This is a genomic window from Glycomyces tarimensis (assembly GCF_054776215.1).
This window is the reverse complement of record NZ_BAAHCB010000015.1, coordinates 76,138-95,947: the sequence shown is the minus strand read 5'-3', so window position 1 is coordinate 95,947 and position 19,810 is coordinate 76,138. Positions and strand designations below refer to the sequence as shown.

Sequence of the window (19,810 nt, the reverse complement as noted above, 5' to 3'; positions counted from 1 at the left end):
GGTGGCCGACGCGCGCCTCGCCCACGCCCTCGGCGACCTGCTCGGCGTGGTACTCGCCGTCGATCCGGCCGCCTGCGACGCCACGGAGGACTGCTGCTGATGGCCTCGACGCTCCCGGTCGCGCTCGACCCCTCCCCCGAGCGCCGCGCCCGGCTCACCCGCACCGTCCGAGCCCTCGTCGCGGCCACCATCGCCTACAACATCGTCGAGGCGGTCGTGGCGATCAGCGCCGGCACCGTCGCCTCCTCGGCCGCGCTGATCGGCTTCGGCCTCGACTCGATCGTCGAGGTCGCCTCGGCCGCGGCGGTCGCCTGGCAGTTCGCCGCCCGCGACCCCGAGGTCCGCGAGGCCCGCGAGCACCGGGCGCTGCGGACGATCGCGATCTCGTTCTTCGCGCTCGCCGCCTACGTCACTGTCGAGGCCGTCCGGGGCCTGATCGGCGGCGCCGAGGCCGAGCACTCCACGGTCGGCCTGGTTCTCGCGGGCGCCTCGGTCGTGATCATGCCGGTCCTGTCGGCGGCCCAGCGCCGGGCCGGCAGGGAACTGGGCTCGGCCAGCGCGGTCGCCGACTCCAAGCAGACCCTGCTGTGCACCTATCTGTCGGCGGTCCTCCTGGTCGGGCTCGCGCTCAACAGCCTGTTCGGCTGGTCCTGGGCCGACCCCCTCGCCGCGCTCGCCATCGCGGGCGTCGCCGTCAAGGAAGGCGTCGAAGCCTGGAAGGGCGACGGCTGCTGCGCTCCGGTGACGGCGCTTGCCGACGAGGCGGCACCGGGGTGCGAGGATGGATGCTGCGACCACGCCGACGGCCGATCCTAAGCCGCCCTCGACAGACACAGCCGACAGAAGGAGACCCATGCCCGCCTTGGACGAGATCCAGATCCGCGACCCCTTCGTGCTGCGCGTGCCGGAGGAGGACCGCTTCTATCTCTTCGGCAGCACCGACGAGAACATCTGGCGAGGTCCCGCGACGGGCTTCGACACGTACTGGAGCCGGGACCTCGTCGAGTGGAACGGCCCGATCCCGGCCTTCCGGCCCACCCCGGGCTTCTGGTCCCACACGCAGTACTGGGCACCCGAGGTGCACCGCCACGACGGCGCCTTCTACATGTTCGCGACCTTCACGGCCGAGGGGCACCGCCGCGGCACCCAGGTGCTGCGCGCCGAACGTCCCGAGGGGCCGTACGAGCCGTGGTCGGCCGGGCCGCTGACGCCCGAGGACTGGGAGTGCCTGGACGGCACCCTGCACATCGAGGACGGCACGCCCTACATGGTGTTCTGCCACGAGTGGAAGGACGTCGGCGACGGCGAGGTGCAGGCGGTGCGGCTGGCGCCGGATCTGCGCGCCACGGCCGGCGATCCGTTCCTGCTCTTCACCGCCTCCGAGGCGCCGTGGGCGCGCCCGCTCGACCGGCCGGGACCGACCGCCTACGTCACGGACGGGCCGTTTCTGCATCGCAACGCGGACGGCGAGCTGCTGATGCTCTGGTCGAGCATGGGCGAGGGCGGCTACGCCCTCGGAGTGGCGACCTCCGAGTCCGGCACCGTCCACGGACCGTGGCGGCAGGCGAGCGAGGCGCTGTGGCCGAGGGACGGCGGCCACGGGATGGTCTTCACCGACGCCGCCGGGCGGCTGCTGCTCACGCTGCACCGACCGAACAAGACCCCCGACGAGCGGGCCCGCTTCATCGAGGTCGAAGAGGTCCCCGGCGGCCTCGCGCTGCGCTGATCGCTCAGCCCCCGGTGGTGGGCGGGACGAAGCCCACCGCCGAGCTGCCGTCGACGCGCCCCCGCGGGTCGAGTTCGATCCGCTCGTTGGCGGCGACCGACAGCGTCAGGCGCAGCGTTTCGGTCGACCGGCCGTGGATCTCGAGTTCGCCCGTGACCGTCGCGGGGCTCATCCCGACAACCGCTTGCACGTTGCCCGCCGCATCGGTGACGATCCGCCATCCGCGCGGGAAGGCGTATCGCAGCGAGCCGTCGCGGTGCACTTCGACGCGCTCGTCGTCGGCGGCGAGCTCGTAGCGCCTCCCGCCGAGGCGACGCGCGTAGGCGGTGGCCTCCGCGGCGGCCCCGTGGTCGAGCCGCGTCGGCGGCAGCCCGGTGAACCACACCTCGCCGTCGGGGCGCGGCACGATCCCGAAGCCGCGCTCCACGGCGTCCAGGAGCCACAGGATCGACGGCGAGTACACCGAGGTGAAGCCCGGCGCGCCCGACCATGGATCGAGGCACTGCGGGAAGCGGTCGGCGACCGCCATCGCGCCCAGCACGGGCGCGGTCGCCACGGCGAGTTCGGCGACATGGCCGTGGTGCTCGAACGCCTGCGGCGCGCGAAGCAGGGCGAGGAAGTTCACCGGCCCGCCCCAGGAGTTGCGCGACGCGTCGGCGTCGAAGCGCGGATCGTCGAGGGCGAGCGAGGTGAAGCCGTAGTGGGACAAGAACTTGCGGGTGTTCATCACGTACGAGCGCAGCGCCCGCGAGAAGAACGCCTCGTCGCCCACCTCGCATGCCAGGACCCGCAGCAGCACGTCCGACTGCACCCGGACATGCGAGCCGGTGCGGTCCCGGTCGTAGAAGGTCCCGTCGGTCTGGTCGAAGCACTGGGCTTCCAGCGCCTCGGTCGAGGCCCGCGCCTTGCGCCGCCACGGATCGCCGTCCTCGCCGAGCGCTTCGGCGATCAGCGCGAGGTAGGTGCGCTGGCAGGCGACGTTGGCGGTGAGGTCCGGCGCCACATAGGGCAGGATCGGCGAGTCGGGGTCGCAGTGGCGGGCGTCGCCTCGGAAGGCGCGGTCGGGCGCGAACCAGAACCGCGGCGAGAGGTCGTGGCCGGTGTCGAAGGTGCAGAACGCCTCGACGCCGCCCGTGCCGCGCGTGTCGCGGTACCGCGCGAGCCAGTCGTCGTACCGCGCCATCGCGCGGTACATGGCCTCGAGGAAGGCCCGGTCGCCTCCGGTGAGCCGGTGGTGGTGCCATACCGTGCGCGCCAGCGGCGTGACGATCTGGATCTGGCTGTAGCCGGGGCCGGCGTCGGTGAGCTTGTACGGGATCATGCCGTCGTCGCGCTGCCGCTCGGCGAAGAGCAGGTGCGTGTCGCGGGCGATGCCGGGGGCGAAGCGGGCGAGCACTTCGGCGTTGATCGTGCCGGTGCTCTCGATCCACGAGCCGGCGTAGACGCCCCCCTCGTTGAGGACGGGGGCGCTGTCGTCGAGGGGTCGTATGCACTGCGCGAGTTCCGCGAGCGCCTGGTGCCAGCGCGCTTCGAGCGGCCCGCCGACGGCCGCGAAGCCCACGCCGGCCTCGGCGAGCTCGGCGCCGAGTCCCGTGCCGTCGATGCCGGCGCGTGCCACCGGATCACCGGTGCGGAGGCGGACGAGCGCCTCCTCGGTCGGTTTCGTCATCGTTCCCCCGCGATGGAGATGTCGGAGGAGGCGGGTGGGCGCCGGCCCCACCCGTCTCCTTTGGGTCACTCGAGCGCTGTGCCGAGTTCTTCGGTCCACTGGGCCGCCGCCTCTTCGGGGGACATCCGCCCGAACAGGACTTCGGCCTCCATCCGCTGCGAGAGCTCGTTCATGATGGCACCGCCCGCGGGCTGCGGCGGCGCGACGACGCCCTCTTCGAGGATCTGACCGACGTAGTCGGCGGCCGTCTGAGCGGGCCCTTCGAGGAGGGGCGAGACGACCTCGAGCGTGTCGGGGTTGAACGGCACACCGCGGGTGTCCAGGATGAGCTCGGCCGCGGCCGGCTCGTGCAGGAACCAGTCGACGAGCATGGCCGCCGCCTCCGGGTGCTCGCTCGCCGCGTTGATCGACCAGAAGGCCGAGGGCAGCAGCGCGAGGCCGGACCGCTCGGTGTTCGTCGGCGGCATCGCCATCTGGACGTTGCCGGCGGCGCTGTAGGCGGTCATGAGGTTCGAGTAGCCGAACGTGATCGCGGCCTGTCCGATGGTGAACGGCTGCTGGTCGGGCGGGAGCTGCCAGTTGGAGGTCACGATGGACGGGTCGGGCAGGCCGCCGTTCTCCAGCAACTGCTGCTCGATCTCGTACCAGCCGGCGATCTGCTCGGCGTCGACGCCGAGCTGACCGTCCCAGTCGTACATCCCGACCTCGCTCACCTGGGCGGCGTAGGTGCCGAGGATGTCCTGGATGCGCAGGTCGACGCCGTAGACCGGGTTGCCCTCCTCGTTGGTGAGGTCGGCGCTGCCGATCTGGCCGGCGACGTCGATGAGCTCGTCCCAGGTCCATCCCTCTTCGGGCACGGCGATGCCGGCCTGCTCGAAGACGTCGACGTTGAAGAACGCGGCCGTGGCGTTGCCGCCGGTGGGCAGGCCGTACAGCGTGTCATCGACGATGGCGTTGGTGAGCGAGAAGTCGGGATACGCCGAGCTGTCGAGCTGCTCGCTCACGGTCGACAGGTCGAGCAGGGCGCCGAGGTCGCCGTACTCCTGCGGCTTCGCGCCGCCGAGCGCGAAGACGTCCGGAGCGGTGTCGCCGCCGCCGGCGAAGTCCGTGGCGAGCCGGTTGAACAGGTCGTCGGGTGCGCCCACGGGCGTCTCGACGACGGTGATGTTGGGGTACTCCTCTTCGAAGAGGTCGATCACCTCGGCGAAGAGGCGTGCGCGATCGTCATCGCCCCACCAGGAGATCTCGAGTTCGATTTCCTCTTCGGGGTCGAAGCCGTCGCCGCCTCCGCCCGAACCGGAGCAACCGGAGAGGGCGAGTGCCGCGGCGGCCAGGGTTCCGACGGCCGCGCGCGAACGTGTCATACGCGTCATTGCGCCTCGATTCGTTTGTCATGGTGGCGAACCACCGTATTGCCGTTGGTCTGGACGGGCGAGGGGCCATCCGAGTCGAGCACGCGGTATCGGCTGGGAGAGCCAAGTAGTGAAACCGCTTGCACGGAAATTAGCATCGCCCGGAGCGGCTGTCAATATCAAGCCGTAGGCGGGTCCTTTTCCAGCTCGATTGCATAACGATAGGGTGAAATTGCGATTGTCCGTCCACAGTGACCTATGGCGGCGGCGAGCCGGCACGACGGCCGATCGCCGGAATCGGGCCGCACGCAGGGCCGCACGCAGCGCAACGAGGCGCGCACGAGCGTCGCGATCGCCGAGCCACCGCGCCGCGCCCCGCTCGTGACGCGAGACACAAATAGTCCCGACAAGTCGGGCGCAAAACGGCATCGTCGACCACCGTCCGCGTAGATCGTCGCGCTATGTCCCCCATATCTTTCAAGCGTTATCAATCGGCTACCGGAGCCTGTTTGACGATTCAAGAGATGCCGGTCATAATCTAGCGAGTTATGCAACCGCTTTCTGAATTTGTGGCGGAGCCGAGAGACGAGGAGGTCTCATGAGCAGTCTCGGCGAGCTGCGCAATTTGGCAGTGAGCAGACGCAAGGGCGGACCCCGCGTCAAGGAGAAGTACCCCGACAACAAGGCGGCCTACCTCTTCCTACTCCCCTGGCTCATCGGCCTGGCGGGACTCACGTTCGGGCCGATGATCGCGTCGCTCTACCTGTCCTTCACCGACTACAACCTGCTCCAGCCGCCCGTGTGGACCGGCCTGGACAACTTCACCGCCATGTTCGGCGACGGGCGGTTCTGGAACTCCTTCCGGGTCACCGTCATCTACGTGGTCGTCGGCGTGCCGATCCTGCTGGCCCTCGCGCTCGCGCTGGCGCTCCTGCTCGACAAGGGCATGCGGGGCCTGTCGTTCTACCGCTCCGTGTTCTACCTGCCGAGCCTCATGGGCGGCTCGGTCGCCATCGCGATCCTGTGGCGGCAGGTGTTCGGCAAGGACGGCCTCGTCAACGGCGTGCTCGCCTGGTTCGGCATCGACGGACCCGGCTGGATCGGCCACCCCGACTTCGCGCTCGGCACGCTCATCGCGCTGAACGTGTGGACCTTCGGCTCCCCGATGGTCATCTTCCTCGCCGGGCTCCGGCAGGTCCCGGACTCCTTCTACGAGGCCGCGTCGATCGACGGCGCCGGGCGCGTCCGCAAGTTCCGCTCGATCACGCTGCCGCTGCTGACCCCGATCATCTTCTTCAACATCGTGCTCCAGATCATCTTCGCCTTCCAGGCGTTCACACAGGCTTACGTCGTCTCCGGCGGCACCGGCGGGCCCGCCGACGCGACGATGTTCTACACCCTCCTGCTCTACAAGGAGGCGTTCAACGAGCTCGACATGGGCTACGCGTCCGCCATGGCGTGGTTCCTGGTGGTCGTGGTCGCCGCCTTCACCGCGTTCAACTTCTGGCTCTCGAAGTACTGGGTGTTCTATGACGACTAAAATCGAATCCCCCGTCGCCCTGCCCGCGTCCGCTCCGCCCAGGCGGCGGCGCCCCCGCTCCCGGTGGGGCGGGCTGCGATCGGCCGGCAGGCACGCGATGCTCATCGCGATGTCGGTGATCATGATCTATCCGCTGCTCTGGCTGCTCGTGTCGAGCTTCAAGCCCAACAGCGAGATCTTCCGCGATCTGAGCATCTTCACGACCGACCTCACGATCGAGAACTACGTCAACGGCTGGAACGATCTTCAGTTCCCGTTCGGCGTGTTCATCCTCAACTCCTCGATCATCGCCTTCGGCGCCATCGCGGGGAACCTGTTCTCGTGCACCCTCGCGGCGTACGCCTTCGCCCGGTTGCGCTTTCGCGGGCGCAAGCTGTTCTTCGCGATCATGCTCGGCTCGATCATGCTCCCGTTCCAGGTGCTGATGGTGCCGCAGTTCCTGATCTTCAAGGAGCTCGGCTGGCTGAACACCGTCCTGCCCCTCATCGCGCCGAAGTTCCTCGCGACCGAGGCGTTCTTCGTGTTCCTCATGGTGCAGTTCATCCGCAGCCTGCCGGAGGAGATCTACGAAGCCGCCCGCATCGACGGCGCGGGGCACTTCCGCTCCTTCGTGCAGATCACCCTGCCGCTCATCGTGCCGGCGCTCGCGACGACCGCGATCTTCACGTTCATCTGGACGTGGGGGGACTTCTTCGGGCCGCTGGTCTACCTGCGGCTTCCCGAGTCGTGGCCGGTCTCGCTGGCGCTGAAGGGCTTCCTCGACGCGCAGTCGAGTTCGGACTACGGATCGATGTTCGCCATGAGCGTCCTGTCGCTCCTGCCGATGTTCCTGGTATTCCTCATCGGTCAGAAGTTCCTGCTCAAGGGGATCTCGACGACCGGGATCAAGTGAGGACCGGCGCTCTCAGCCGATCGCCTCGGAGAGCCGGCCGGCGTGCGGCGCGAGTCCGCTCGTCATGGCCAGCACCGAGGTCGATCCGGCACCGTACGGCTCGCCGTGCCGGTCGAGGACGGTGGCGCCCGCTTCGCGGGCGATCACCACGCCGGCCGCGACGTCCCACAGGTTCGCCTGCGGGAGCATGGTGAGGTCCAGCCGGCCCGCGGCGATCCCGCACAGGTCCAGGGCCGCCGAGCCGATCATCCGGATGCGCTGAACGAGCGGGACGAGCTCGCCGATCAACCGCAGCCGCTCGGCGTTGTCGCGCTCGGCCCTGGCGCCGAGCGCGAAGTCGGGCAGCGAGACCAGCGCGTCGGCGAGCTCGTCCGTGGCCGAGCAGGCGATGGCCGAGCCGTTGAGGTTCGCGCCCTCGCCCGCCGCCGCGCTGTACCGCTCCCCCAGGCGCGGCGCGTGGACGACGCCCACGGCCGGGTCGCCGTGGTGGGTCAGCCCGAGCGAGACGCAGTACATCGGCAGGCCGTGGACGAAGTTGACCGTGCCGTCGATGGGGTCGAGGACCCATTGGAACTCCGAGCCGGTGTCGCCGGTGACGCCGCGTTCCTCCCCCAGCATCGGGATGTCGGGCGTGGCCTGGGCGAGAAAGTCACGGAGGCGGTCCTCGACCGCCAGGTCGAGGTCCGAGGCGAAGTCGCGGTCGCCCTTGCCGCTGAGCGTCCGGTCGGCGCCGAGTCCGGCCTCGATCACCTCGACGGCGAGGTCCACGGCGCGCTCGGCGGTCTTGAGGAATTCGGGAAGCTGACTCAATGTGGGCCCCTCGGCTGCACGGTTCGCGGTCTGACCTTGCGGAGCCTTCGCTCCACCGCCAAGGGTATGGCCCGCGCCGCATGCGCGCGCGCGAATGCGGCGCGGTCGTCGCCGACGTCACGGCGCGCCGCCGCCGGAACGCGAAGCGCGGCCGGGAACGGTGAGGACCCCGGCCGCGCGCTCCCTCCAATAAGGTCTAACGCTCCGCGGCGGACCGCCGCGGCTGGATCTGCAGTTTGCGGCCGGTGCCGGTGCGGAAGGCCTCGACGGCGGTCTCGTACTCGTCGAGCCCGAAGCGGTGGCTGATCATCACGTCGGGGTCGACCACGCGCTTGGCCATCAGGTCGACGGCCCGGCCGAAGCTGTGGAGCACGGCCATGGAGCCGACGATGTGGATCTCGTCCTTGTAGACGCGGAACGGCGAGAACGACGCGGTGGCGGCCTCCGGGGCGACGCCGAAGACCTGGAACGTCCCGCCCTTGCGGACCCGTCGCAGGCCGTCCTCGATCGCGGGGACCGCGCCGGTGCAGTCGATGACGACCTCCCAGCCCTCGGGCCGATCGAACTCGTCGGCGCTCGTGGCGGTCCGGTCGGCCGCCAACTGCTCGGCGACGGCCAGCCGATCGGCGTTGATGTCGACGACCGAGACGCTGGCCGCGCCGGCGAAGCGGGCCAGCTGCGCCATCATGAGACCCATCGTGCCGGCCCCGTAGACCAGGTAGTGCTCGCCGATCCGCCCGGGCAGCAGGTCGAAGCCGTGCACGGCGCACGAGAGCGGCTCGATCAGCGGGGCGTGGTCCAGCGACACCGATTCGGGCAGCCGGTAGCAGTTCGCGACCGGCGCGACGCAGAACTCGGCGGTCGCGCCGGGGCTGGCGATGACCCCGATGGCGTTGTAGCGCTCGCAGAGGTTCCCGTGCCCGATCTTGCAGTAGTGGCATTCGCCGCAGAACAGGTTCGGGTCGACCGCGACCCGGTCGCCGTCGGCGAACTCGGTGACGTCGCGGCCGGCGGCGACGACGGTCCCGGCGAACTCGTGGCCGGGCACGATCGGGTAGACCGAGCCCTCCAGGTCGCCGTCGATGACGTGGATGTCGGTGCCGCAGATGCCCGCCCCGGACACCGCGATGACGACCTCGCGCGGGCCCGGGCTCGGGTCCTCGACCGTGGTGGTCGTGATCCGGCCCGGGGCTTCGATGACTACCGCTCGCATTATTTGACAGCTCCCATGGTCAGGCCGCGCACCAGCCACTTCTGTGCGACCCAGCCGGCGAGGATCACCGGGAAGGCCGCCATCGTGGCGGCGGCGGACAGTCGGGCGAGGAACAGGCCCTCGCTGGTGATGAAGCCGGTCAGGAACACCGGCACGGTCGCGGCCCGAGTCGAGGTCAGGCTCACGGCGAAGAAGAACTCGTTCCACGCGAAGATGAAGCAGATCAGCGCCGTCGCCGCGAGCCCGGGCGCGATCATCGGCAGGATGATCTTCCGCATCTCGGTGAGGAAACCGGCCCCGTCGACCTTCGCGGCCTCCAGCACCGCGGCGGGCACCTCCAGCAGGAACGAGCGGATCATCCACACCGCGATCGGCAGGTTCATGGCGGTGTAGACCAGCGACAGCATCGTGGCGTTGTCGAGCACGCCGACGTTGTTGGCGATGATGTACAGCGGCAGGATGATCGCGGCCGGCGGCATGAACCGGGTCGAGATGAAGAAGAACAGCGAGTCCTTCCACTTCGGAATCGGCGCCAGCGACAGCGCGTAGGCCGCGGGCGTGGCCAGCACGATCACGAGGATCGTCGACCCGACCGACGCCATCAGCGAGTTGAGCAGGAACGGCGTGAACTCCCGTCCCAGGATCGCCTCGAACTGGTCGAGGGTCGGCTGGAAGAAGAACGTCGGCGGGTCGGTCGAGGCCTGCGCCTCCTGCTTGAACCCGGAGATGAACATCCACAGCACCGGGAAGAAGAACACCAGGGCCGCGGCCCAGGCCAGCAGCGCGACGCCGCTCGATCGCAGGGCCGGGCGCAGGCGGGAGCGCCGGCGCCGGGCGGGGGCGCGTTCGGTCGGGGCCGGTTCGGACTCGGCCGGGGCGGTCTCGTGCAAGGTCTCCACGGCGTCACCGCTCCTCTCGGAACATGCTCGCGAACAGTCGCAGCGCGAACGTGGCGATGATGATCGTCGCGATCACGACGACGACCCCGGCCGCGGCGGCCTCGCCGACCTCGAACGCGCGGAAGGTCCGCTGGTAGATGAAGTACGGCAGGTTCGTGGTGGCCTGGCCGGGCCCGCCCTGGGTGATCAGGTAGATCGGGTCGAAGGTCTGGACGATGAAGATCGACCCCAGCAGGATCGCCAGCTCGATGAACCGGCGCAACTGCGGGAAGGTGATGTTCCAGAACGTCTTGAACGGTCCGGCGCCGTCCATCTTGGCCGCCTCCAAGACCTCCGTGTCCTGGCTCTGCAGGCCGGCGAGGACGATGAGCATCATGAACGGCGTCCACTGCCACACCAGCATGAGGATCAGCGAGAACATCGGGTGTTCCGAGACCCAGTCGACGCGCTCGACGCCGAACGGCGACAGCGCCCAGTTCAGCATCCCGAACAGCGGGTTGAACATCGCGTGCTTCCAGATCAGCGCCGCGGCGGCGGGCATGACCAGGAACGGCGTGATCAGCAGCGTCCGGACGATCGACCGGCCCAGGAACTTCTGGTCCAAGAGCACCGCCAGGCCGATCGCGAGCATCATCGAGAAGACGACCACCGTGGCGGTCAGGAACACCGTGTTGAACACGGCGCCGCGGAACTGGGCGTCGCCCAGCACCTCGGCGTAGTTCCGGAATCCGGCGAAGGCGCTCTCGTCGGGCCGCAGCAGGTTGCGTTCCTGGAAGCTGTAGTAGATCGTCGCGACGAACGGCAGTTGCGTCAGCACGACTACCAGCAGCAGCGCCGGCAGCAGCGGACCGCGCCGCTTCCAGCGCTCGCCCGCCGGCAGCCGCTCGGGCTTCTTCGGGGCCCGGGGCCCGCGGCGCTCGCGCGCCGCGGGCGGGGCGTCAGTAGCGGTCATCGATCCCACTCAGTCCTTGTAGCCGCCGCTGACGGCGACCTCTTCGGCATACTGCTGGGCCTTCTCCAAGGCCTCATCGACGGTCTGGTTGCCGGCGATCGCCGCCGAGATCTCCTGGGCCACGCGCGTGCCGAGGTCCTGGAACTCCGGGATCGAGATGTACTGGACACCGGTCCAGTTCTGCTCGTACAGGCCCGGCTCGGTCACGTCGACGTTCTCGATCGCCTCCAGGGTCTGCGGGGCGAACGCGGCGGCCGCCTCCATGTACTCGGGGATCTCGTAGGTCGACTGGCGGCTGCCCGGCGGGACGCGGGTCCAGCCCAGCTCCTCGCCGACGAGGCGCATGTAGTCCTTGCCGGTCGCCCAGGCCATGAACTCCCAGGCCGCGTCCTTGTTCTGCGAGGACTCCGGGATCGCCAGGGACCACGCCCACAGCCAGCCCGAGCTCTCGGTCTCGACGACCGGGGCGGGCACGTAGGCCATCTTGCCGGCGGCGTCGCTGGAGTTCGGGTCCTCCAGGATGCTGGCGGCGACGGTCGCGTCGACCCACATCGCGGCGTTGCCCTGGCTGGTCGCGGTCAGGCACTCCGAGAAACCGGCGTTGGCCGCGCCCGGCTCACCGTACTGGCTCACCAGGTCCACGTAGAACTGCACGGCCTCTTTGGTCTCCGGGCTGGTCAGCTGGGCGTTCCAGTCCTCGTCGTACCAGCGCCCGCCGAAGGTGTGGATGACGGTGTTCAGCGGCGCGAGCACCTCGCCCCAGCCGGCCAGGCCGCGCAGGCAGATCCCCGCGACGTCGTTCTCGGGATCGTGGAGCTCGGCGGCCAGATCGGCGACCTCGGGCCATGTCGGGTTGTCCGGCATGGTGAGCCCGGCGGCCTCGAACAGGTCGGTGCGGTACATCAGGAACGACGACTCGCCGTAGAACGGCACCGCGTACAGGCCGTCCTCGTACGTGAGCGCCTCGCGCACGGGCGGCAGCAGGTCGTCGACGTCGTACTCCGGGTCGCTCGCGTAGTCGTCGAGCGGTGCCAGCCACTCGTTCTCGGCCCAGATCGGCGTCTCGTAGGTGCCGATCGTGACGATGTCGTACTGGCCCGAGCCGGTCGCTATGTCCTGCGTGACCTTGTCGCGCAGCTCGTTCTCGGGCAGGACCACGAACTGCACGTCGATGCCGGTCTCCTCCTCGAAGACCGAGGAGAGCTGCTCGATGTCCTGCATCTGGGGGTTGGCCACGGTGGCGATGGTGATCGACTCGCCGTCACCGTTGCTCCCGCCCGCGCCGGAGCATGCGCTCGCGGCCATGACCGCCGCCAGCGAGACCGCCAGCGCGACGTGTCGTTTTGCAGGGGTTTTCATCAGGACCTCCTCGTCCTTGACGCTCTCAGTGATGATGCGTCGCTTCCGTTGTGGGCAATTCCGTCGTTATGAAGATTGGCGCGCGGGGCGTCGCCCGCACGGTGGTCAGTGGCGTCGGTCGGGGGCGGGGACCTCGCCGGAGGCCCGCGGGATCAGGCGGACCGGGACGGAGGTCCAGCGGTAGGGCGTCGCGGGGTTCGCGAGCCGCTCGAACAGGTGGCCGGCGGCGTTGGTGCCGAGGGCCGCGGTGTCCTGCGCGATGACCGTGAGCGCCGGCCGCAGCAGGTCGGCCAGCTCCAGGTCGTCGAACGCGATGAACGCCGTCCTGTCGCGGATGCCGAGGTGTTGGAGCGCGTGGACCGCGCCGATCGTGATCAGGTTGTTGCCGCAGATGAGCGCGGTCGGGGCGGGGTCGAGGCCGAAGACCTCGACGGCGGCCCGGTAGGCCTGGTCGCTGTCGTGCAGGCCGGTGCGGACGTAGCGCTCGTCGGCGCCGTCGAGCTCGGCCATGCCCTCGCGGAAGCCTTCGAGCCGCTGTTCGGCGGTGTAGATCGTCTGCAGGTCGCCGAGGTAGGCGATGCGGGTGTGGCCGCGGGTTGCCAGATGGCGGACGGCGTCGGTCACGCCCGCGGCGTTCTCGGACACCACGTTGTCGGCGTCGATCCGGCGGCCGGGCCGGTCGACGAAGACCACGGGCATACCGCGGGCGCGTTCGGCGTGGAGATAGGACTGATCGTCGCCGTTGGGCACCACGATGAGGCCGTCGACGCGCCGGGAGGCGAACTCGCCGACGAGCTCGCGCTCGCGGGCGAGGACGCCGTCGCTGGAACCGACGAGGACGAGGTACTGCAGCTCGAGCGCGTAGTCCTGGATGACTCGGGTCAGGTTCGAGGCGAAGGGGTTCGCGAGATCCTCGACGATGAGGCCGATCGAGGAGGTGCGCTGGTCGCGGCGCCGGATGCTGCTGGCGATCGAGTTGCGCCGGTAGCCCAGTTCCGCGACCGCGGCGAGCACCCGGTCGCGGGTCTCGGGGCGGACGTTGGGCTCGTCGTTGAGGACGCGCGAGACGGTCTTGAACCCGACGCCGGCGCGTTCGGCGACGTCCTTGATCGTGGGCGCGCGCACCGGCTCGCTGCCTGGCGTGTTCTCGACCGGCGGCATGTCGTCCTCTCGACGCTGAGCTGGGCAGATACTGACCACGTTGTCGACAACGTTGTCAGTGTGGGGTGAGTATGCCATGCTTCATAGGCCCCCGTCAATCCCGACTCGCAACGTGGAGGAAAACCGGTGATCACCGTAGTTGGCGAAGCCCTACTGGACCTGGTCTCGGACGATGAGCCGCGCGACTTCGCGGCCCGCCCCGGCGGCAGTCCGGCCAATGTCGCCGTGGGTCTGGCGAGGCTCGACGACCGCGTCACCCTCGCCACGTGCCTCGGCGACGACCTGCCGGGCCGGCTCGTCGGCGATCACCTGCGCGACAGCGGCGTCACGGTCGAGCGACTGCCCGCCGCCACCGCCGCGACGAGCCTGGCCCTGGCCTCGATCGCCGAGGACGGCAGCGCTGACTACAGCTTCCACCTCGCCTGGGACCCCACGGCCGTGCCCGAGCTCGACCCGGACTGCCGATGCGTCCACACCGGATCGCTCGCCACGGCGCTCGAGCCGGGCGCCGCGGTCGTCGAAGGCGCGCTCGAACGGGCCCGGCGCCGGGGCGTGACCGTCTCCTATGACCCCAATATCCGACCGATCCTGCTGGGAGATCGCGAAGTCGAGCGGCGGCGCGTGGAGCGGCAGGTCTCCGGTTCGGACATCGTCAAAGCCAGCGCGGAGGATGTGGACTGGCTCTACCCCGGCGAGGACCCGCACGCCGTGGCCCGCAAATGGGTGAGCACCGGTCCGGCCCTGGTGGTGCTCACCCGGGACTCCGACGGCGCCTGCGCGCTCACCGCATCGACCGAGGCCGCGGTGACGGCCCGCCCGGTCACGGTGCGGGACACGGTCGGCGCGGGCGACGCCTTCACCGCCGGGCTGTTGGACGCCCTGCTGCGCGCGGATCTGCTCGGCGCGGTCCGGCGCGAGCGGCTCGCGGGCGTCGGCTCGGCCGAGCTCGCCGAGCTCATCGGCTTCGCCGCCTTGGTGGCGGCCAAGACGTGTGAGCGCACCGGCGCCAATCCGCCCACCCGCGCCGAGCTCGAGGCGTGATCGAGCCGATCACGGTTGAACGGACCCGAACTGGGGCATTCCGAGAGCCTTGCACTCAAGTTCCCGGAGGTGTTCGATGCGAGCCCTGTTCATTTCCATCGGTGTGGTCGCGGCCGTGCTCGTCGTCATCGGCCTCCTGATCGAGGCCCTGCAGTGGCTCTTGATCATCGGGCTGCTCGCCTTCCTCGCGGCGGTCATAGCCGGAGTGGTCCTCATCAGGCGGGAGATCGACAAGCCGTCCGATGTCACGCGTCGCGACTGAGCGGCGTCGGGCGCAGGATGCGGCGCAGGATCTCACCGCCCTGGAGGTCCTTCTCGACCCGCCACAGATAGCCCACCGGCGAGGCCCGGACCAGGCCGTCGCCGGCCGTCTTCCATGACCGGTACCAGCTGCCGACGCCGAGAGCGGCCCCCGCGGCGGCCACCACGGGCTGCCCGGTCGCCCATCCGGCGGCGAGCGCCGCGGCCGCGGGGAACTCGAACTTGATCGCGGCCGTGCCCAAGGCGGTGTCGACGCCGAGTCCGCGCATGGCGCGCCGCAGCTCGGTGAGCGGCCGTTCGACTCGCCTGGCGATCTCCTGCTCGAGATAGGACTCCACGACGGTCGCGTCCTTGACGCCCTGGATCTCGGTGGAGAGCGATGTCGCCGTGGCGGCGATGAGGTCGCGGAAGGCGTCGAGTTCGGAGCCGTAGCGCTTGCGGATCTCGACGATCCTGTCCACCCGGACCGTCGCCGGATCGGCGGGCACGGCGATCTGCAGGGCCAGCATCGCCAGTCGCTCGATCAGGTGCTCATCGCCGGCCGGTTCGGCGGTGTCTCGGCCCAGGAGGGCGTTCGCGAAGTGCTCGGCGTTCCAGTTCCCGACGGCTCCGTAGGCGGAGGCGTCGTCGGAGACCGGCGTCAGCCGCTCTTCGGCGGCCATGTGGTCGGCGAGCATGCACATGTACGCCCACGCGAAGTTGGGGTGCACCGCCGCGTAGTCGCCCCGGTCGTCGAGCACCGCCAGGCGGTGCTCTTCGAGGGACCGCAGGAGCTCGGGGCCGACCTTCGTGCGGTGCAGGCCGATGAGGCGACCGAACGAGGCCTCGTCGGGGCGGGCCAGCGGCTTCGGCCAGCGCCGCGCGGGGTGCTCCATGGACACGGACTCGTCCAGGTCGGGAAAGTAGTATTCGACGTGCTCGGCCCCCGCGCTCGAGGCGCCTCCCACGATCCGCACGACGCTCCTGGGGATGCGGTAGCGGTTGCGGATCTGGGAGCCGTCGCGGTCCAGTGCCGCCAGGGCGGCGCGCTGGGTCCGCTCGAGCACTCCGACGCCGGGACCGAGATCGAGCACGAAGTCGAGCTCGTCTCGCAGCACCCGCGCGTCGCGATTGCCCGCGTCGGCGTACCCCAGGGGTGCGATGCGCGCCATCCGCGGCCAGTACAGGGCGGCCACCTTGAGCCAGCCTCGGTCGTGGAAGTGCGTGTAGGGGTAGTACAGCCCGATCGGAGCCACCATCCGGCCATTGTGACAGCCGCGCGCCACGTCCCTCCGGCCTTGCCCCCGTGCTGCTCATGTGGTGGGCAGGAAGACCCGCATCGCCGAGCTCCCCCGCTGCGCCCAGCGGTGGTAGGGCACGAGCCGTATGTCCCTCCAGTCCGGACCGTCCCCGCTCGGCGCCGGACGTGAGGCCTCGAACGGCGGTCGCCCTGGAGCGGCCTTCTGCTCGGGGGCCGCGGCCATTCGCGCGACCGCGCCGTCGCCTTCGGCTCGCGGTGTGCGCTCCGGATCGATGCGGAGGCGTTCGATGGGCCAGTCCGCGGGCAGATCGACGGCCTCGGCGCACAGCACCAGCGGTCCGCGTTCGACGGCGACGCATCCGCGCACGGCGTCGATGCGGTCGTCGGGCCAGGTCAGGCGGGGAGCGATGGGCAGTTCGAGGGTGATGACCGCGCCGGGTTCGAGGCGGCCGCGCACCGGCGCCCAGCCGGGCTCGACGGCGTGTTCGCCGGCGCCGTCGCTCAGTGCGGCGCCGTTCGCCCAGTGCGGCACCCGCAGCCGCAGTCCGACCGCGCGGTCGGGTGCCTCGATGACCTCGATGCGGACGGTGCCGTCGTGGGGGTATTCGGTCGCGATGCGCAGGGCGAGCGCTCCCCCGGAGTCGAGCGCCACGCGCATCTCGCCGGGCGCGTACTGCAGCAGGGAGACGGTGTCGTCCTCGACCGAGGCGGCGTACGTCTGCCAGGAGGCGAGGGTGCGGGCGAGGTTCGTCGGGCAGCACGAGACGTCGAACCAGGGCGCGCGCACGCCTCCTTCGGCGCGCGGGTTCACCTCGCCGGGCCGAACGTCGGCGGCGGCGGTGCGCTGGTGGAGTGGGTTGGCGTAGAAGAAGGTCCGTCCGTCCTCGCTGGGCGAGACGGCGATGACGTTGTAGCAGGTGCGCTCGATGAGGTCGGCGTACCGCACGTCGCCGGTGGCGAGGTGGAGGCGCCACGAGACCATGACCGAGGCGATCCCGGCGCAGGTCTCGCAGTAGGCGCGGTCGGGCGGCAGCTCCCAGTCCTCGCCGAACCCCTCGTCCTGGTGGCGCGAGCCCATGCCGCCGGTCAGGTAGGTGCGGCGCTCCACCGTTCGCGACCACTGCCGTTCGACCGCTTCGAGCAGGGAGGCGTCGCCGGTGTCGACGGCGACGTCGACCGCGCCGGCCGCCAGGTACAGGGCGCGCACCGCGTGGCCGCGCCACACCTCGGCCTCGCGCACGGGGACGTCGTCCTGGAAGTACGAGGCGTCCAGCAGCGCGATGGGTTCGAGGGTGCCGCGCCCGCGCCGTTCGAGGAACAGCCGCGCCTGCTCGGTGTAGCGCGGCTCGCCGAGCACGCGGCCGAGTTCGGCGAGGCCGAGCTCGATCTCGGGGTGCCCGCAGATGCCGGCGCGCCCGTCCGGTCCGAACTCGCGGCACACGTGGTCGGCCGCCCGGCGGGCGACCTCGACGAGCTTGTCCGGCCCGACGGTCCTCATGCGGGCCACGGCCGCCTGGAGCAGGTGGCCGGTGCAGTACAGCTCGTGCCCGGAGGAGAGGTCCGTGTAACGCCCGGCCTGACCGCGGTGCCCGTAGCAGGTGTTGAGGTAGCCGTCGTCGTCTTGGGCGGCGGCGATCCGGTCGGTGAGCGCCTCGAGCGTCTCGTTGGCCCAGGCGTCGCCGGTGCGGCCGTACTCCCAGGCGAGGGCCTCGGCGAGCTTGTAGAGCTCCGAGTCGGAGAACTGCCAGCCGGGCCGCGGCCGGTCCGTGTCGCCGTCGGCGACGCGGTCGAAGTTCGCGATCCATCCGAGGCGTTCCATCCACTCCAGGCAGTGGCGCAGGGTGGCCTCGGCGTTCGTCGACTGGAGTCCGCCCCAGAACCCGCCGGTCAGGCGCAGTTCGTCCAGGCCGATGCCGCGGCGCTCGCCTCGGATCGGGGCGACGGGTACGGGGCGGGTGGAGGCGTGGGGTTCCAACATTCAGTCCTTCACGGCGCCGGCGGTCACGCCCGCGGCCACATAGCGTTGGGCGACGACCAGGAGGATCGCCGCGGGGAGGGAGGCCACCACGGCGGTGGCCATGATCGCGTTCCACTGGGTGGTGTTGTTGCCGATGTACTGGTAGATGCCGAGGGTGATCGGGACGAACTCGCCCGAGCGGTCGAGCGTCGAGGCGAAGATGAAGTCCGACCACGCCCACAGGAAGGCGAACAGGGACACGGTGATGGTGGAGTTCCGGCTCACCGGCAGCACGACCTTGGTGAAGGTGCGCCACGGTCCGGCGCCGTCGATGCGCGAGGCCTGGATGAGCTCGCGCGGGATGCCGGCCATGAACGTGGTGTAGAGCAGGACGCCGAACGGGACGGCGATGGTCGAGTCGGCCACGATCAGGCCCCACACGGTGTTGAGCAGGCCGAGGCGGACGTAGATCGCGTAGAAGCCCATCGCCATCACGACCGCGGGGATCATCTGGGCGACCAGCAGCAGGAAGCTGAGTCCGCGTCCGCCGCGCAGGTTGAGGATCGCCAGCGCGTAGCCGGCCGGAGCGGCGATCACGACGGTGAGCACGACGCAGCCGAAGCCGACGAGCAGGCTCGTGCCGAGCGACGGCAGCTGCTGCGACAGGGCGGCGGAGTAGCCGTCGAAGGTCGGGTCGGTCGGGAACAGGCTCGGGTCCGATCGGCGCAGGTCGCCGGTGCGGGTCAGCGACACGTTCACCATCCAGTAGACGGGGAACAGCATGAGCGCGGCGAACACCACGCCGAGTACGGTCTTCCACCAGGGCCGTGCGGTCATGACTTCTCCCAGGTGCGCTGCATGCGCAGGTGCACGAATCCGAACACGAGCGCGACGACGATGAGCAGGTTGCCGATGGCGGCGGCCGGCGAGAAGTCCGGTTGTCCGGTGCCGAAGGCCTCACGGTAGGACCACACCGAGAGTGTGAGCGAGGCGTCGCCCGGGCCGCCGGTGGTCATGATCCAGATGACGTCGACGACCTTGAGCGTGTAGATGAATCCGAGCAGCAGCGTGATGGCCGAGACCCCGCGCAGCAGCGGGAAGGTGATGCGCCAGAACTGCTGGCTTGCGCTCGCGCCGTCCAGTGAGGCCGCCTCGTAGAGCTCGCCGGGAACCTGCTGGAGGCCGGCGTGCAGGATGACCAGGTTGAACGGGATGCCGAGCCAGATGTTCGCGATGATCACGGCGGTGAGCGCGGTGTCCGGGGAGGTGAGCCAGTTGATCTGCTCGCCGCCGAAGGCTTCGATGGCCGAGTTGACGATGCCGTTCTCGCTGTTGAGCATCCACGCCCACGTCGAGGACGAGACGATGAGCGGCAGGAGCCACGGCACGAGGAACAGCGCGCGCAGCACGCCCGAGAGGCGGAAGTTCGAGTGGAAGAACACCGCCAGCGCCAGACCGATCGCGTACTGGAAGGCGATCGAGACGAGCGTGAACAGGGCGGTGTTGAGCAGGGCGGGTCCGAAGGAGTTCGAGGCGAACACCTCGGCGTACTTCTCGAATCCCACGAAGTCCGGATCGCCTTGGACGAAGGCCCGCACCGTGTAGTCGTGGACGCTCAGCTCGATATTGCGCCACAGCGGGTAGGCGTAGAACACCGCGAGGTAGGCGAGCAGCGGCGCGGCGAAGCCGATCGCGGTCCATTGCCGCGCGGTGCCGGCGGGCTTGCGGCGGCGCGCGG

Annotated in this window: 18 protein-coding genes and 1 pseudogene; 7 read left to right on the top strand and 12 right to left on the bottom strand. The window is 70.0% G+C overall.

Annotated features, from left to right (window positions below):
* The 3 genes and pseudogenes from ACYVK3_RS12610 to ACYVK3_RS12600 all read left to right on the top strand — a co-directional run.
* Positions 1-100 (top strand): annotated as a pseudogene (locus ACYVK3_RS12610) (transcriptional regulator); the annotation flags it as partial.
* Positions 100-816 (top strand): cation transporter, encoded by a 717-nt coding sequence (locus tag ACYVK3_RS12605; protein WP_460497673.1) that lies wholly within the window; start codon positions 100-102, stop codon positions 814-816. The pseudogene ACYVK3_RS12610 and the gene ACYVK3_RS12605, both read left to right, overlap by 1 nt.
* Positions 817-853: 37 nt before the next feature.
* Complete coding sequence (locus ACYVK3_RS12600) at positions 854-1,726, top strand: glycoside hydrolase family 43 protein (RefSeq protein WP_460497672.1); 873 nt, start codon at positions 854-856, stop codon at positions 1,724-1,726.
* A 4-nt stretch (positions 1,727-1,730) separates the two neighbouring features.
* Here the strand turns inward: ACYVK3_RS12600 and ACYVK3_RS12595 are convergent, their stop codons facing one another.
* Together ACYVK3_RS12595 and ACYVK3_RS12590 are read right to left on the bottom strand one after the other, a co-directional pair.
* Positions 1,731-3,395 carry an MGH1-like glycoside hydrolase domain-containing protein gene (locus tag ACYVK3_RS12595; RefSeq protein ID WP_460497671.1) on the bottom strand — a complete coding sequence of 555 codons (1,665 nt, stop codon included), beginning with the start codon at positions 3,393-3,395 and terminating at the stop codon, positions 1,731-1,733.
* 65 nt (positions 3,396-3,460) lie between these two features.
* Positions 3,461-4,759: an extracellular solute-binding protein gene (locus ACYVK3_RS12590; RefSeq protein WP_460497670.1), complete on the bottom strand. Its 1,299-nt coding sequence runs from the start codon at positions 4,757-4,759 to the stop codon at positions 3,461-3,463.
* A 586-nt stretch (positions 4,760-5,345) separates the two neighbouring features.
* Here ACYVK3_RS12590 and ACYVK3_RS12585 point away from each other — a divergent pair.
* Both ACYVK3_RS12585 and ACYVK3_RS12580 read left to right on the top strand, forming a co-directional pair.
* Positions 5,346-6,287 carry a carbohydrate ABC transporter permease gene (locus ACYVK3_RS12585; RefSeq protein WP_460497669.1) on the top strand — a complete coding sequence of 314 codons (942 nt, stop codon included), beginning with the start codon at positions 5,346-5,348 and terminating at the stop codon, positions 6,285-6,287.
* Complete coding sequence (locus ACYVK3_RS12580; protein WP_460497668.1) at positions 6,277-7,179, top strand: carbohydrate ABC transporter permease; 903 nt, start codon at positions 6,277-6,279, stop codon at positions 7,177-7,179. The genes ACYVK3_RS12585 and ACYVK3_RS12580 overlap by 11 nt, the downstream gene beginning before the upstream one ends.
* A gap of 12 nt (positions 7,180-7,191) precedes the next feature.
* On the opposite strand, the gene ACYVK3_RS12575 is transcribed toward ACYVK3_RS12580, so the two are convergent.
* The 6 genes from ACYVK3_RS12575 to ACYVK3_RS12550 form a co-directional block, all read right to left on the bottom strand.
* Positions 7,192-7,989 carry an inositol monophosphatase family protein gene (locus ACYVK3_RS12575; protein WP_460497667.1) on the bottom strand — a complete coding sequence of 266 codons (798 nt, stop codon included), beginning with the start codon at positions 7,987-7,989 and terminating at the stop codon, positions 7,192-7,194.
* A gap of 196 nt (positions 7,990-8,185) precedes the next feature.
* Complete coding sequence (locus tag ACYVK3_RS12570) at positions 8,186-9,202, bottom strand: zinc-dependent alcohol dehydrogenase family protein (RefSeq protein WP_460497666.1); 1,017 nt, start codon at positions 9,200-9,202, stop codon at positions 8,186-8,188.
* On the bottom strand, positions 9,202-10,092 hold the full coding sequence (locus tag ACYVK3_RS12565; RefSeq protein ID WP_460497748.1) for a carbohydrate ABC transporter permease: 891 nt from the start codon (positions 10,090-10,092) through the stop codon (positions 9,202-9,204). Before ACYVK3_RS12565 ends, ACYVK3_RS12570 begins: the two co-directional genes overlap by 1 nt.
* A 13-nt stretch (positions 10,093-10,105) precedes the next feature.
* A complete protein-coding gene (locus tag ACYVK3_RS12560) occupies positions 10,106-11,053 on the bottom strand; it encodes a carbohydrate ABC transporter permease (RefSeq protein WP_460497665.1) in 948 nt (315 codons plus the stop codon).
* Positions 11,054-11,062: 9 nt separating this feature from the next.
* Positions 11,063-12,412 (bottom strand): ABC transporter substrate-binding protein, encoded by a 1,350-nt coding sequence (locus ACYVK3_RS12555; protein WP_460497664.1) that lies wholly within the window; start codon positions 12,410-12,412, stop codon positions 11,063-11,065.
* A 105-nt stretch (positions 12,413-12,517) separates the two neighbouring features.
* Positions 12,518-13,651, bottom strand: coding sequence for a LacI family DNA-binding transcriptional regulator (locus ACYVK3_RS12550; protein ID WP_460497662.1), 1,134 nt, complete (start codon positions 13,649-13,651; stop codon positions 12,518-12,520).
* 48 nt (positions 13,652-13,699) lie between these two features.
* Between ACYVK3_RS12550 and ACYVK3_RS12545 the strand changes: the two genes are divergently transcribed.
* Complete coding sequence (locus ACYVK3_RS12545) at positions 13,700-14,614, top strand: carbohydrate kinase family protein (protein WP_460497661.1); 915 nt, start codon at positions 13,700-13,702, stop codon at positions 14,612-14,614.
* Between the two features lie 76 nt (positions 14,615-14,690).
* Positions 14,691-14,876, top strand: a complete 186-nt coding sequence (locus ACYVK3_RS12540; RefSeq protein WP_460497660.1) for a hypothetical protein — start codon at positions 14,691-14,693, stop codon at positions 14,874-14,876.
* Here the strand turns inward: ACYVK3_RS12540 and ACYVK3_RS12535 are convergent.
* The 4 genes from ACYVK3_RS12535 to ACYVK3_RS12520 all read right to left on the bottom strand — a co-directional run.
* A complete protein-coding gene (locus tag ACYVK3_RS12535; protein ID WP_460497659.1) occupies positions 14,860-16,113 on the bottom strand; it encodes a DUF6236 family protein in 1,254 nt (417 codons plus the stop codon). The two genes, ACYVK3_RS12540 and ACYVK3_RS12535, sit on opposite strands and share 17 nt — an antisense overlap.
* A gap of 54 nt (positions 16,114-16,167) precedes the next feature.
* Positions 16,168-18,093, bottom strand: a complete 1,926-nt coding sequence (locus ACYVK3_RS12530) for a glycoside hydrolase family 127 protein (protein ID WP_460497658.1) — start codon at positions 18,091-18,093, stop codon at positions 16,168-16,170.
* Positions 18,094-18,909 (bottom strand): carbohydrate ABC transporter permease, encoded by an 816-nt coding sequence (locus ACYVK3_RS12525; RefSeq protein WP_460497657.1) that lies wholly within the window; start codon positions 18,907-18,909, stop codon positions 18,094-18,096. It lies immediately after the preceding gene.
* A partial coding sequence (locus ACYVK3_RS12520) for a carbohydrate ABC transporter permease (RefSeq protein WP_460497656.1) occupies positions 18,906-19,810 on the bottom strand: 905 nt, incomplete at its 5' end. The genes ACYVK3_RS12525 and ACYVK3_RS12520, both read right to left, overlap by 4 nt.